This is a genomic window from Sphingomonas caeni (assembly GCF_026013415.1).
Classification (GTDB): domain Bacteria; phylum Pseudomonadota; class Alphaproteobacteria; order Sphingomonadales; family Sphingomonadaceae; genus Sphingomonas; species Sphingomonas caeni.
Genome location: NZ_JAPDOK010000001.1, coordinates 208,675 through 222,554 on the forward strand (window position 1 = coordinate 208,675; position 13,880 = coordinate 222,554).

Here is a 13,880-nt window from a genome sequence, read left to right on the forward strand (position 1 = left end):
TCAGAGCCCCTCGCAAATCTCCGGATGCTCGCGCACCAGCGCCTGGATCCCCATCAGCATCGCGTTGCAATCGCTGCTCACCTCGGGAGTCTTGCGGCGCATCGGCCCGAACTCGCCGCGCGCGCCGCCGCCGTGGCGGAGCACCACAACGGCATATTCGGTCGAGAAGGCCGGGCAGCGCTTGGTGAGCGCCTGCCAATTGACCCCCTCGCCCTCGCCCCAATTCTTCGCATCCTCCTCGGGGCAGCTGATTCCGGGACTGAAGGTGGCGAGCATGCACCCGCTCTCATCGGCCTTGTAGCGTTGGTAGAGCGGCTCGAGCGAGGGGTGATAGCGCCGCGCGCCGTACGAGGTCTGGAACAGCCCGGCCTCGGCCGAATCATGCGCCGAATAGGGGTCCTGCATCCAGCGGCCGAGGCAGTGCCGCCCCGAACTCTCCTCCATGCCGAGCCCGAGCAGCAGCGTGTAGGAGAAGCGCAGCATGTCCGCCGGCCCCTCGCGCCCGGTCATGCCGAGCGCCTTGAACGCCTCGGGATATTGATCGAGCCCGTCATTCGCCCCCGGCCGCGCCGCGGGCGCGGAGGCCGCGGCGACCTCGGCGCGCTCAGGGTGGCAGAGCGCGCGGGCGAAGACGAGCGCCACGCCCTCGGTATAGGCGCCGGGCGCGCGGCCCTGGCCGTTCGCCCAATGATGCGAGGCACAGGCCGAGGCGCGGGCATAGTCCGCGACCGCGCCGGGCCCCAGTCTGGCGACAAGCGCCGGCGCGGGAGGGATGATGGTGTAGCCGGTCGCGCATCCCGCCACCGCGCCTGCGATCAGCACCGCCGCCAGCCTCGCCATCATTGCCCTCTCCCTCGGGGATGGGGATAGGCGCGGCCCGAGAAGCGATGGAAGAGGATTGCGACCAGCACCAGCACCACCGCGTTGAACCCCACCGGGAACAGCGCGAAGCCGAAAGTCGCCGCCGCGCTGCCATGCGTATCGAGCACCGGCAACAGCGAGGCGCCGCCGCCCGGCGGGTGCATGCACCGGAGCACCGCCATACCGAACACGCCCAGCGACACCGCCGTCGCCGCGGCGAGCGGTCCGTGGCCGAACAGCTGCACCGCCGCAGCGCCCGACAATGCCGAGACGATATTGCCGCCGATCACCTGCCAGGGCTGGCCGAACGGGCTTTCCGGCACCGCGAACAGCAGCACCGACGAGGAGCCCATCGACGCGACCAGCACCATCGCGCCCTCGCGCCCGGGCATCAGCCAGGTGCAGATCAGCGCGGTCAGCAATATGCCGGCGAACGCGCCGAGCGTCGCCACGAAGCGGTCGCGCCACGCGACCGCCACCGGCGTCGGCGTGAAGAGCCGGTCGAGCCGCTCGCTCACCCCGGCTTCTTCAACTGCCACACCCGCTCGCCGCCCACCCAGGTTTCGAGCACCTGGGTGCCGCGCAGCTCGGTCGGGCTGGCGAGCAGCGGATCGCGGTCGAGGATCAGGAAGTCCGCGCGCATGCCGGCCGCGAGCCGCCCGAACCTGGTCTCGGCGAACCCGGCATAGGCCGCGCCGATCGTGAAGGCCGCCCAGGCCTCCTCGCGGGTGATCACCTCCTGGGGGCGCCAGCCGCCATAGGGCTGGAGGTCGCCATCCTGCCGGGTGAAGCCCACCGCCCAGCCGACGAACGGATTGGGGCTCTCGACCGGAAAGTCCGATCCGAACGCCAAATGGCTCCCGTTGCGCAGCATCGAGCGCCAGGCATAGGCGCCCGCGAGCCGATCGGGGCCCAGCCGCGCCTCGGCCATGTGCATGTCGCTGGTCTGGTGGACCGGCTGCATCGAGGCGATGATGCCGAACTTGCCGAAGCGCGGCAGGTCCGCGGGATCGACGATCTGGGCGTGCTCGATCCGCCAGCGCCGGTCGCCCTTGAAATTGTCGGAAAGCACCTCGATCGCATCGAGCACCTGCTTGTTCGCGCGGTCGCCGATCGCGTGGACCGCGATCTGGAAACCGTCCATCGCGCCGCGGCTCATCAGGTTGAGCAACTGGTCGTCCGACAGGAAGCCGAGCCCGCGCTGCCCCGGCGCATCTGCATAATCGGCCTTGAGCCACGCGCCGCGGCTGCCCAGCGCGCCATCGGCGTAGAGCTTGATCCCGCCCATGCGCAGCCGGTCGCCATAGAGCCACGGCGTCGGCTCGTGTCCCGCCACCGCCAGCACCGTATCGACCCCATGGCCATAGCTCATGATGCGCAGCTTCAGGTAACCGAGATCGCCCATCCGGCGATAGGTCAGCCAGTCCTCGACGGTGGTGCCCATGTCGGTGGTGGCGGTGATGCCGAGCTTGAAGAGGATGTCCTGCGCCGCGAGGAAGGCGGCGTTGCGGTCGCGCGGGGTGGGTTGGGGCACGACCTTGTCAACCAGCGCGGTGGCCGCATCGACGAACACGCCCGCGGGCTCGCCCTTGGCGCCGCGCTCGATCCGCCCGCCCGCCGGGTCCTTGGTCGCGGCGGTGATCCCGGCGAGCTGGATCGCGCGGCTGTTCGCCCAGCCGGCATGGCCGTCGACTCGCTCGAGCCACACCGGCCGGTCGGCAACCACGGAATCCAGATCGGCTGCCGTCGGGAAACGGCCCAGCCCCCAGCGCTCCTGGTTCCAGCCGAAGCCGATGATCCATTTGGCCGGATTGGCGGCGGAATAGGCCGCGATCTTGTCCTGCGCTTCCTTGAGGCTGCGTGTCTGCGACAGATCGAGCCGCAGCGACTGGAAGCCGAGCGCCATCACATGCCCGTGCGCGTCGATCATGCCGGGGATCATGGTCTTGCCGCCCATGTCCATCCGCCATTCGAGCTGCTTGGGCCGCTTCTCGTTGCCCGCGAGCAGCCGCGTGACCACGCCGTCGCGGTTGAACATCAGCCCCGAGAAGCGGACGACCTCGCCCTTCTCGCCCAGCGTCATCCCGTTTACGTTGTCGACCAGCCCGTCGGCGTGCGCGGCGGGGGCGAGCAGGATCGAAAGGAGCGCGAGCGCCCGAACCAGGAACTTCACTTGGGCAATCTCCTCACGAGCGCGCTGGTATCCTGACGGCCGCCGCCCATGCCGACAACCTCGGCATAGAATTGATCGACCAACGCCGTCATCGGCAGCAGCGCGCCGCTGCGGTGCGCCTCGGCGAGCGCGAGGCCCAGATCCTTGCGCATCCAGTCGATCGCGAAGCCGAAGTCGAACCTGTCCTCGGCCATGGTCCGCCAGCGATTCTCCATCTGCCAGCTCTGCGCCGCCCCGCCCGAGATCGCCTCGAACACCTTGTCGAGATCGAGATCGGCCGCCTGGGCGAAGCGCAGCCCCTCGGACACGCCCTGCAGCACCCCGGCGATGCAGATCTGGTTGACCATCTTGGTCACCTGCCCCGCGCCGGGCCCGCCGACATGGACGATCCGCTTGGCATAGGGCTGCATCACCGGCGTGGCGGCCGCCATCGCCTCGGCGGAACCGCCGCACATGATCGAGAGCTGGCCATTCTCGGCCCCCGCCTGCCCGCCCGAGACCGGCGCGTCGACCGAGAGGAAGCCCCGCGCACCCGCCTCGGCATCGAGCCGCCGCGCGATCTCGGCCGAGACGGTCGTGTGATCGACGAACAGCGCGCCCGCCCGCATCGCCTGGAAGGCACCGTACGGCCCGAGCGTCACCTGCTCGAGATCGGCGTCGCGCCCGACGCAGCTCATCACCACGTCCTGCCCCTCGGCGGCTTCGACCGGGGTCGCCGCCGCGCGCCCGCCATGCGCCGCAGCCCACGTAGCGGCCTTTTCGACGCTGCGATTATAGACCGTCAGTTCATGCCCCGCCCCGGCCAGATGCCGCGCGATGGGGCCGCCCATCACGCCGAGCCCTAGAAATGCGATTTTCGCCATAGGCGACGGGGCATAGGGAAGACTGGCCGCGTGCGCCAGACCGGTTCAGCAGCCCAGGTCGCCGCCCAGCCGCCAGACCGAGAGATGCGAGGTGACATAGCCGAATTCGACGGTGCGACCGCTGGCACAGGTGACGCGGAGCGACGCATCGGCGCTCGGCACGCCGAAGAAGATGCCGCCCGGATAGCGTTGAAGCTCGATCGACCCGCTCGCGGTCACGAACTCGGCGCGTACCGCCCGGTCGCTCGCGTCGCGAAGCACCACACTTCCGCGGAAATAGAGCCAGCATGCCGCAGTCAGCAGCACGGCAAGGATCGCGAACAGGAACAGCAGCAGGCCGCGCATTCGCTTCTCTCCCTCGACATACCGGCCATACGGGCAGTTTCCCCCACGCGCCAGATGGTCTAGGGCCCCGACACTATGGCTACCAAAACCGCACCCGCCGAAACCCTTCCCGTCACGCTCGAAGACGTGCTGGCGGCGCGGATGCGCATTGGCGATGCGGTGGTGCGCACCCCGACCCTGATCAGCCGGACGCTTTCGGAGCTCACTGGCGCGACCGTCTATCTCAAGTTCGAGAATCTCCAGTTCACCGCGGCCTATAAGGAGCGCGGCGCGCTCAACACCCTGCTCCAGCTCAACCCGCAGACCAGCGGCGTGATCGCGGCGTCGGCGGGCAATCATGCGCAGGGCCTCGCCTATCACGCCAACCGGCTCGGCATCCCGAGCACGATCGTGATGCCCAAGAATACCCCGATCGTGAAGGTCACCCAGACCGAGGGCCATGGCGCGACGGTGATCCTCGAGGGCGAGACTTTCGACGCGGCTTACGCGCACGCCCGCAAGCTCGAGGCGGAGCAGGACCTGACCTTCGTCCATCCGTTCGACGATACGCGGATCATCGCGGGCCAGGGCACCGTCGCGCTCGAAATGCTCGAGGACGTGCCCGATCTCGACACGCTGGTGGTGCCGCTCGGCGGCGGCGGGCTGATCTCGGGCATCGCCACCGTCGCCAAGGCGCAGGGCCGTCCGATCGAGGTGATCGGCGTCGAGGCCGAGCTCTACCCCTCGATGTACAACCGCATCAACCACACCGACATGCCGTGCGCGGGCGACACGCTTGCCGAAGGCATCGCGGTCAAGGAGCCCGGCGCGATCACCGAACGGATCGTCCGTGCGCTGGTCGACGACATCGTCCTGGTCGGCGAGCGGCGCCTGGAAGAAGCGGTCAGCCTGCTCCTCCAGATCGAGAAGACCGTGGTCGAGGGCGCGGGCGCCGCGGGCCTCGCCGCTCTGCTCTCCGAGCCCGAGCGGTTCAAGGGCAAGAAAGTCGGCACCGTGCTGTGCGGCGGCAATATCGACACGCGGCTGCTCGCGAACGTGCTGCTGCGCGATCTCGCCCGTTCGGGCCGCCTCGCGCGGCTGCGCATCCAGCTCCAGGACCGCCCCGGCGCGCTCTACAATGTCGCGCGCATCTTCCACGAACAGGGCGTCAACATCATCGAGGTCTATCACCAGCGCGTCTTCACCACGCTGCCGGCCAAGGGCCTGATCACCGAGATCGAATGCGAGACGCGCGACCGCAACCATCTCGACCGGCTGATCACGGCGCTGCGCCGCGCGCAGTATGAGGTGAGCCAGGCGGAACTGGCGTAAATTCCTCCCCGGGACGGGGAGGAATTTATCCACCACAATCTGACGAAGCGAATCACACGCGCGACCAACCGAGTCGCCGCGCGATTCACACGATTCGTCTACGCAGTTATACTGAGCCCGAAACGCTCCCCCTGCGCGCCTGCGCGGGATTCCCGGCCTTGTCCGCGGCTCGTTTCGCAATCGTAAAGCGTTAACTCTCTTTCATGGTAAAGCGCCTTTTCATCGTCTTTTTCCCGGGTAATAGTTGCTTGCGAGGCCGCGTTCCGACGGCCGCGAGCAAGGGGCGAAAAGGGCGTGACTGCACTCTCACGTTTTCCGCGGTTCTTCGTGACGAGCCCTTCGCCGTGCCCGTATTTGCCCGGCAAGCAGGAACGTAAGATCTTCACCGAGCTGAGCGGTCCGCATGCGGGCGAGCTCAACGACGCGCTCGGCCGGATCGGTTTCCGCCGCAGCCAGTCGGTCGCCTACCGCCCCAGCTGCGCGGGCTGCACCGCCTGCGTCTCGGTCCGCGTCGTCGCGGGCGAGTTCAAGCCCAACGCCAGCCAGCGCAAGCTCCTGAAGCGCCACTCGGACCTCGAAGTCACTGCGTGCAAGCCCTGGGCGACCGAGGAACAGTTCGAGCTGCTCCACCGCTATCTCGGCGCGCGCCACCCCGGCGGCGGCATGGCCGCGATGGACGAGGGCGATTATGCCGACATGGTCGAGCAGTCGCCGGTCACCTCGTTCGTGGTCGAATATCGCGAGCCCATGACCGCCAGCGGCCATCGCGGCCGGCTGGTCGGCGCGTGCATCACCGATCAGCAGGCCGACGGCCTCTCGATGATCTACAGTTTCTTCCTCGCCGACGAGGAGAGCCGCCCGGGCCTGGGCAACTACATCATCATGGACCATATCCTGCGCGCCCGCGCCGCCGGCCTGCCCTATGTCTATCTCGGCTATTGGGTGAAGGGCAGCGAGCGGATGGCGTACAAGACCCGCTATCGCCCGATCGAAGTGCTGGGCCCCAATGGCTGGTCGCTGATGGAAGACGAGGAGGCGCTGGCGATGCCGGTGCCGGTGCGGATCGCCGAACTGGCCTGAGGCCTATTCCTCGCCGCCCAGCCGGTCGACGTGCAGGTCCACATCGAGCTGCTCGCGCCCATGTCCCACCCGCGTGCCCGCGATCGGCGCCGCGCCGGTGGCGTCCAGCCCCACCGCGACGCGGACATAGCTTTCGTCCGGGCTGAGCCCCGTCGCCGGATCGAAGCCGATCCAGCCCAGCGCTTCGACATAAGCCTCCGCCCAGGCATGCGGCGCCGAATGCGCCTCGCCATCGGTGCGATAGCCCGAGACGTAGCGCGCGGGCGCGCCCAGATGCCGCGCGCCGGCGATGAAGATCTGCGCCACGTCGCGCGAGGTCACCGTCTTCGCCGCAAAGGCCTGCGCGGCGGCACAGCCCCGGTCGGGCAAATCCGGCGCGTCGGGGAAACGGCCATGGAGCGCCGCGTTGAGCCGGTGCAGCCCGTCGAGCGCCTCCCCCGCCGCCACATCCGCCGCGAACTCGGCCAGCGTCACGCTCGCCTGCGTCCGCGGGGTCGAGCGCAGATAGAAGAGCGGCGGCAGCGGCTCGGCCGCGCCGCAGATCACCCCGGCATTCTCGCTGGTCAGCACCTCGCCGATCACGCTCAGCTCGAGTGCGGCGATCGGCCCCTCGGCGTACAGCATCGTCACGGCATTGCCGAACCCGTCGATCGCCTCGCGTAGCCGCGCGTCGCAATCGACCCCGATCCGCCAGCTCACCACCGTTTGGTCCTGGGTGTCGGTTGGGGTCAGCCGCAGCATCTGGACGATCCGGTCCTGCGCCTGGCTGAAGCGATACTGCGTCCTATGCTCGATCGCGATGCGCATCAGATGAACCTGAACTGCCGCGCCACGGCGGCGTCGAGCATCGCATTCTCGGCGATGAAGGCTTCGAGATATTGATGCAGCCCGGAGACGATCACGTCGGTTGTCTTGGTCTTCTGCATCCGTGCCATCCGCGCGCGCGCCATCCGGTCGGCCTCGCCCTGCAGGCCGGTCCGCTTGGCGAGCGCGCTGAGCAGCGTCACCACCTCCTCGACGCACGCGGCCAGGCTGCGCGGCAGCTCGAAGCGGCTGATCAGCAGGTCGATCACGTTGCGGGGCTTCAATCCGTCGCTGTACAGCCAGCGATAGGCGGTCACCGCCGAGACGGTCTGGAGGATCGTCGTCCACTGGTCGCGATCGACCGCCCCGCCCACGCGCTCGCCCTCGGGCAGCAGGATGTGATATTTAACGTCGAGCAGCCGCGCGGTATTGTCCGCGCGCTCGACCGCGGCGCCGAGCTGGATCAGCAGCGTCGCCTCGTTGCGCATCATCCGGTGGATCGCGCCCTCGAACCCGCGCGTCTCGCCCTTCACCGCCTCGAGCAGGTTCAGCGTCTCGGTCGGCCCGCCGGTGCTGCTGCGGTTGTGGAACATCAGCCAGGCGCGGTTGATCGCGGTCCAGGCCTCACGGGTCAGCGCGGTGCGGACGGCGCGGGCATTGTTGCGCGCGCGATCGAGGCACGAGACGATCGAGCCGGGGTGGCTCGCATCGAGCGCGAGGAAGCGCGCGACATGCGCGAGCGTCACCGGATGCCCGGTCGCGGCGAACGCCTTGTCGGTGTAGCTCACCGCCAGCGCCGACTGCCACGCCGCCTCCCCCGCGGGCCGCGCCGAGAGCGCGTCGAGCCGCACGGTCGCCTCGACGAGGCGCGCGATGAAATCCGCCCGCTCGAGGTAACGGCCGAGCCAGTAGAGCGCGGCGGCGGTGCGCGAGAGCATCAGCATGGCGGCACTCCCCATCCTCCCCCGCCAGGGGGAGGTGGCAGCCGCAGGCTGACGGAGGGGGCGGATTCCAGAACGCTGACGGCGGGAGTCCTCCCCCTCCGTCGCGCTGCGCGCGCCACCTCCCCCTGGCGGGGGAGGATTTGAGTGTGAAGCCCCCTCACGCCCCCGCCTCCGGCGACAACACGAAGCTGTCCTTCGTCCCCCCGCCCTGGCTCGAATTCACCACCAGCGAGCCTTCGCGCAGCGCCACCCGGGTCAGCCCGCCCGGCACCACCCGCACCCCGTCGCTCCCCGTCAGCACGAACGGCCGGAAATCGACATGGCGCGGCGCCAGCCCCTTCTCGGTCATCGTCGGCACGGTCGAGAGCGCGAGCGTCGGCTGGGCGATATAGCGGTGCGGCTCGGCGATCAGCGCGGCGCGGAATTCCTCGATCTGGGCGCTTGTGGCGGTCGGGCCCACCAGCATGCCGTACCCGCCCGATCCGTCGACCAGCTTCACCACCAGATCGGCAAGGTTGTCGAGCACATATTTCAGCGCCTGGGGCTCGCGACAGCGCCAGGTCTCGACATTGGGCAGCTTGGCCTCGCCGCCCGAATAGAAGCGCACGATCTCGGGCATGTAGCTATAGATCGCCTTGTCGTCGGCGATGCCGTTCCCGGGCGCGTTGAGGATCGCGACATTGCCCGCGCGGTACGCCGCGATCAGCCCCGGCACGCCCAGCATCGAATCGGGGCGGAAGGCGAGCGGATCGAGATAGTCGTCGTCGATCCGGCGATAGATCACATCGACGCGCACCCGGCCCGCGATGGTCTGCATGAACACGACATCGTCATCGACCACTAGATCGGCCGGCTCGACCAGTTCGACCCCCATCGAGTCCGCGAGGAAGCTGTGCTCGTAATAGGCCGAGTTGAAATGTCCCGGCGTCAGCACGACGCACACCGGGGTCGATTTGCCCATATGCGGCGCGACCGAGCGCATCGTCTGGAGGAGCATGTCCGGATAGGAGTCGACCGGCTCGACGCGGAAATCGCGGAACAGCTCGGGGCACAGCCGGATCATCGCCTCGCGATTCTCGAGCATGTACGAGACGCCCGAGGGGGTTCGCGCATTGTCCTCGAGCACATAGAATTCGTCGGGGCCGGTGCGCACCAGATCGATCCCGCAGATATGCGCCCACACGCCGTGCGGCGGCCGCACCCGGTTCACCTCGGGGCGGAACTGCTCGTTGAGCAGCACCAGCTCGTTGGGGATCACCCCCTCCTTCAGGATGCGGGCGTCGCCATAGATGTCCTCGAGAAAGGCGTTGATCGCCTGGACGCGCTGGACCAGCCCTTCGCTCAGCCGCGCCCATTCGTCGTGAAGGAAGACGCGCGGGACGATGTCGAACGGGATGATCCGCTCGGCGGCGTCGCTGTCCCCATAGACCGCGAAGGTGATCCCCAGCTGGCGGAAGGTCACCTCGGCCGATTGCTGGCGGCGCTGGAGTTCGTCGGCGGGGGTCTCGGCGATCCACCGCGCAAGCGACGCGAATTCCGCGCGCGGAGACGCAGGCCCGCCATGCCCCCAGATTTCGTCAAACGCCCCGCGTGCCGCCATTCGCTCCCCAAGTGCCGGAACCTGCTATGGTTCCATGCTGCAACGCTTTGCTGCGGCGCACAAGGGGGTCACTTCCCCGCGGCAAGATCCGTCAGCATCCCCTGCGTCAGGATCTGCGGCAGCACCTGCGGCTCGGCCGCGCCCGGCTTGTACCAGAGATAGAGCGGCACGCCCGCACGGTTGTGCTTCTCGATGAAGCGGCCGAGCGCCGGGTCGCCATCGGTCCAGTCGCCCACCAGCACCGCGACCTTGCCGTCCGCCAGCGCCTTCGCCACCGCTTCGGTCTCGATCACGCCCTTCTCGTTGACCTTGCAGGTGAGGCACCAATCGGCGGTGAAATAGGCGAAGACCGGGCGGCCCTCGGCCTGCAGTTCGGCGAGGCGCTTCTCGCTGAAGGGTTCGGCGCCCGCGAGCGCCTGTTGCACCCCGCCGGCGGCGGGGGCGGGCTTGATCAGCGCCACCGCGGCGACCGAGAGCAGGATCAGCGGCAGCGGGAGCAGCCACGCCGCCTTGCCCTTCATCTGCCGGATGCCCGCCCACCACAGGCCGAGCGCCAGCAGCAGCGCCGCGCCGAGCCCGACCGTCATCCCGTTGACGCCTGCTTCCTGCCCGAGCACCCAGGCGAGCGCGATCGCGGTCAGGAACATCGGCACCGAGAGGATGCGGCGGAAGGTCTCCATCCATGCGCCGGGCCTGGGCAGCCGCCGGCGTAGCGCGGGGACGAAGCCGAGCAGCAGGAAGGGCAAGGCGATCCCGAGCCCCAAGCCGCCGAACACCGCCATCGCCGCAGGCGTCGGCAGGACGAGCGCCGCCCCGAGCGCGGTCGCCATGAAGGGCCCGGTGCACGGCGTCGCGATGAACGCCGCGAGCGCGCCGGTCATGAAGGCGCCGCCGGTCCCCTGCCCCGCCATCCGGTTGATGAAGCCGGGGGTCATTACCTCGAACAGCCCCGCGAGGTTGAGCGCGATCCCCGTCACCACGAGCAGCAGCAGCAGGATCACCTTGGGGTCCTGCAGCTGGAAGGCCCAGCCGAGGCTCGCCCCGCCCGCGCGCAGCGCCAGCAAGGTCCCGCCCAGCGCGAGGCACACCAGCACCACGCCAGCCGCGTACGCCAAAGCCTCTGCGCGCGGATGGCCCTCGCCATCATTGGCCTTGGCGAGGCTCAGCGCCTTGAGGCTCAGGATCGGAAATACGCACGGCATGATGTTGAGCAGCACGCCCCCCAGCACCGCCCCGCCGAACGCGAGCAACGCGGTCCACCACACGCCCTGCGTCTGCGCCAGCACGGGGGCGGTCACCGCGGCCGCCACCGTGCCTGGCACCGCCCGGATCGCGAAGCCGCGCCCCATGCCCACCCCGAGCACGCCCTCGATCGGCCCGCCCGGGAATTCCGGCGCAGTTCCGTCCTTGGCCTTGGTCGCGATCACCAGCCGGTCGCCGTCCCGCACCGTGGATTGCGGCGCGCTGTAATCGACCACCTTGTCGGTGATCGGATAGAAATAGACATCGTCTGCCGCCGCGCTTTCGGGGAACGGAACCGAAAGCCGGAAGCCCCCGCCCGACACCTGATAGGTCGCGTCGCTTCCCAGCGGCTTGGGGATCGCCGCGCGCCATCCATCGAACTGCGCGCGCCGCTCGGGCGCCACCGCGCCGTCGCCTACCGTCATCGATGCCGTCAGTGTCGCGTTTTCGGGCACGCACATCTCGTTGGTGCAAACCAGATAGTCGAGCTTGACGCTGATCGGCAGCACGGTCCCCGGCGCGATCCCGGCCGGAATCTTGAGCGTCACGAAGCGCGTATAGGGCTTCTCATAGACATAGTTCATCAGCCCGCCGATCAGCAGCCGCTGGGGCACCGGATAGCTGAATTCGCCCGCAGTCACTCCCTTGGGCAAGGTCCATTCGGCCTTGGTCGAAAGCCCCGCGTCACCGGGGTTGAGCCAATAGGCATGCCAGCGCGGCTTGGGCGCGCCGGCCAGCGCCACCGTCACCTCGCTGTCGGGGGCAGGGGTGTCGCTCTCGGGCACCAGCTGGAGCAGCACATGCGGCCCCGGCTCGATCTCTTGCGCCGTCGCCGGAGCGCCCATCAGCGCGAGCAAAAGCGCCATCAACCCGAAACAAAAAGCTCGCATGGCCCGTCCTTGCCCTCGCCCGATCGATCCCCGATAGCAGCAGGGCACAGGGTTTGACCACGCCGGAGGTGGCATGAAAATCATACGCACGTTCGCCGCATTGTTCGCGCTTGCCGCCGCCACCCCGGCCCTGGCCCAGCAGACCCCGCCCAAGCTGGTCGTCGTCGTCTCGGTCGATCAATTCTCGGCCGATCTCTTCGCCGAATACCGCACCGTCTTCACCGGCGGCTTCGCGCGGCTGCTGACCGGCGCGGTCTTCCCCTCGGGCTATCAGAGCCACGCCGCGACCGAGACCTGCCCCGGCCATTCGACCATCCTCACCGGGGCCCGTCCCGCGCGCACCGGCATCGTCGCCAATGACTGGATCGATTTCGCCGCGGCGCGCGGCGACAAGCCCAACTTCATGGTCTATTGCGCCGAGGACGAAAGCCTGCCCGGCACAAGCTCGTCCAACTATGTCGTCTCCGACAAGCATCTGAAGGTGCCCACGCTCGGCGAATGGATGAAGCTCGCCGATCCCGCCAGCCGCGTCGTCTCGGTCGCGGGCAAGGACCGCGCCGCGGTGATGATGGGCGGGCACAAGGTCGACGAGCTCTGGTGGTTCTGGGACAAGAGCCGCAGCTTCCAAAGCTATGCCGGCCGCGCGATGCCGGCCGCGGTGACCAACGCCAACACCGCACTCACCACGCGCCTCGCCCAGCCGCAGAAACCCATGCCGCTCCCCGCCTTCTGCATCCCGCGCAACCGCGCGTTCGAGGCGGGCAGTCAAACCGTCGGCGCTGGCCGCTTCGCGCGCAAGGCGGTGGGCGAGAAGGACAGCCTCCAGCCCTTCAAGGCCTCGCCCGAGTTCGACGATACGGTCTTCTCGCTCGCCACCCAGCTCGCCGGCGACATGAAGCTCGGTCAGGGCAAGTCCACCGACCTGCTGATCATCGGCGCCTCGGCCACCGACTATGTCGGCCATAGCTACGGCACCGAGGGCAGCGAGATGTGCATCCAGATGCTCGCGCTCGACCAGCGGCTCGGCCGCCTGTTCGCCGCGCTCGACAAGACCGGGGTCGATTACGAGGTCGTCCTGACCGCCGATCATGGCGGGCTCGACATCCCCGAGCGCAACCGCGAGCATGGCGCGACCATGGCAGCGCGCACAAGCCTGACCGACGACGGCAAGGAGGCGTTGCTCGGCGTCTCGCGGATCGGCAAGCAGATCGGCGACACGCTCGGCATCACCGGCCCGATCCTGTTCGGCGGCATCCCGGGCGACGTCTATATCAATCCAGCCCTGACCCGCACCCAGCGCGAGGCGGTCCAGCAGGAGGCAATCCGCATCCTGCGCCAGAACCCGCAAGTCTATGACGTCTACACGCGGGAGCAGATCGCCGCGACGCCCAGCCCCAAGGGTCCGCCCGAGACCTGGACGATGCTCGAACGCGCCCGCGCCGCGCTCGACCCGGGCCGCACCGGCGACCTCGTCGTGGCGCTGCGCCCGCGCATCACCCCGATCGCGGTCCCAATGCAGGGCTACACCGCCACCCATGGCAGCTTCTGGGACTATGACCGCCGCGTGCCGATCCTGTTCTGGCGGCGCGGGATGACGGGGTTCGAGCATCCGCTGTCGGTCGAGACGGTGGATATCGCGCCGACGCTGGCGGCGACGCTGGGCGTGCGGGTGCCGGTGGAGATCGACGGGCGCTGCCTGGACCTGGACGCGGGGCCGGGGACGACGTGTAAGTGAACTCCTTCTCCCTTTAGGGGAGAAGAAAGGGG

The 13,880-nt window shown here is 68.8% G+C and carries 12 protein-coding genes; 3 read left to right on the forward strand and 9 right to left on the reverse strand.

The features are described from left to right. The 5 genes from OF829_RS01205 to OF829_RS01225 are packed head-to-tail and all read right to left on the reverse strand — an operon-like array spanning position 1 to position 4,242. Positions 1 to 843 carry a hypothetical protein gene (locus tag OF829_RS01205; protein ID WP_264938122.1) on the reverse strand — a complete coding sequence of 281 codons (843 nt, stop codon included), beginning with the start codon at positions 841 to 843 and terminating at the stop codon, positions 1 to 3. Beyond that, positions 840 to 1,400 (reverse strand): HPP family protein, encoded by a 561-nt coding sequence (locus OF829_RS01210; protein ID WP_264938123.1) that lies wholly within the window; start codon positions 1,398 to 1,400, stop codon positions 840 to 842. The genes OF829_RS01205 and OF829_RS01210 overlap by 4 nt, the downstream gene beginning before the upstream one ends. Beyond that, entirely contained in the window at positions 1,376 to 3,034 is a 1,659-nt protein-coding gene (locus OF829_RS01215; RefSeq protein ID WP_264938124.1) for an amidohydrolase, read from the reverse strand. The genes OF829_RS01210 and OF829_RS01215 overlap by 25 nt, the downstream gene beginning before the upstream one ends. Further along, positions 3,031 to 3,897: an NAD(P)-dependent oxidoreductase gene (locus OF829_RS01220; protein WP_264938125.1), complete on the reverse strand. Its 867-nt coding sequence runs from the start codon at positions 3,895 to 3,897 to the stop codon at positions 3,031 to 3,033. Before OF829_RS01220 ends, OF829_RS01215 begins: the two co-directional genes overlap by 4 nt. A 45-nt stretch (positions 3,898 to 3,942) precedes the next feature. After that, positions 3,943 to 4,242, reverse strand: a complete 300-nt coding sequence (locus OF829_RS01225; protein ID WP_264938126.1) for a hypothetical protein — start codon at positions 4,240 to 4,242, stop codon at positions 3,943 to 3,945. A 75-nt stretch (positions 4,243 to 4,317) separates the two neighbouring features. Between OF829_RS01225 and OF829_RS01230 the strand changes: the two genes are divergently transcribed. Both OF829_RS01230 and OF829_RS01235 read left to right on the forward strand, forming a co-directional pair. Continuing rightward, positions 4,318 to 5,553 (forward strand): threonine ammonia-lyase, encoded by a 1,236-nt coding sequence (locus tag OF829_RS01230; protein WP_264938127.1) that lies wholly within the window; start codon positions 4,318 to 4,320, stop codon positions 5,551 to 5,553. Positions 5,554 to 5,847: 294 nt separating this feature from the next. After that, entirely contained in the window at positions 5,848 to 6,633 is a 786-nt protein-coding gene (locus OF829_RS01235) for an arginyltransferase (RefSeq protein WP_264938128.1), read from the forward strand. Positions 6,634 to 6,636: 3 nt separating this feature from the next. On the opposite strand, the gene OF829_RS01240 is transcribed toward OF829_RS01235, so the two are convergent. From OF829_RS01240 to OF829_RS01255, 4 genes are all read right to left on the reverse strand, one after another. Further along, positions 6,637 to 7,440 carry a transglutaminase family protein gene (locus tag OF829_RS01240; protein WP_264938129.1) on the reverse strand — a complete coding sequence of 268 codons (804 nt, stop codon included), beginning with the start codon at positions 7,438 to 7,440 and terminating at the stop codon, positions 6,637 to 6,639. Continuing rightward, positions 7,440 to 8,375: an alpha-E domain-containing protein gene (locus tag OF829_RS01245; protein WP_264938785.1), complete on the reverse strand. Its 936-nt coding sequence runs from the start codon at positions 8,373 to 8,375 to the stop codon at positions 7,440 to 7,442. Before OF829_RS01245 ends, OF829_RS01240 begins: the two co-directional genes overlap by 1 nt. 163 nt (positions 8,376 to 8,538) lie before the next feature. Beyond that, positions 8,539 to 9,981, reverse strand: a complete 1,443-nt coding sequence (locus OF829_RS01250; RefSeq protein ID WP_264938130.1) for a circularly permuted type 2 ATP-grasp protein — start codon at positions 9,979 to 9,981, stop codon at positions 8,539 to 8,541. 68 nt (positions 9,982 to 10,049) lie between these two features. Next, positions 10,050 to 12,113: a protein-disulfide reductase DsbD family protein gene (locus OF829_RS01255; protein WP_406701383.1), complete on the reverse strand. Its 2,064-nt coding sequence runs from the start codon at positions 12,111 to 12,113 to the stop codon at positions 10,050 to 10,052. 73 nt (positions 12,114 to 12,186) lie between these two features. Here OF829_RS01255 and OF829_RS01260 point away from each other — a divergent pair, with 73 nt between their 5' ends. Further along, positions 12,187 to 13,848, forward strand: a complete 1,662-nt coding sequence (locus tag OF829_RS01260) for an alkaline phosphatase family protein (RefSeq protein ID WP_264938132.1) — start codon at positions 12,187 to 12,189, stop codon at positions 13,846 to 13,848. The last annotated feature ends 32 nt before the right edge of the window (positions 13,849 to 13,880 follow it).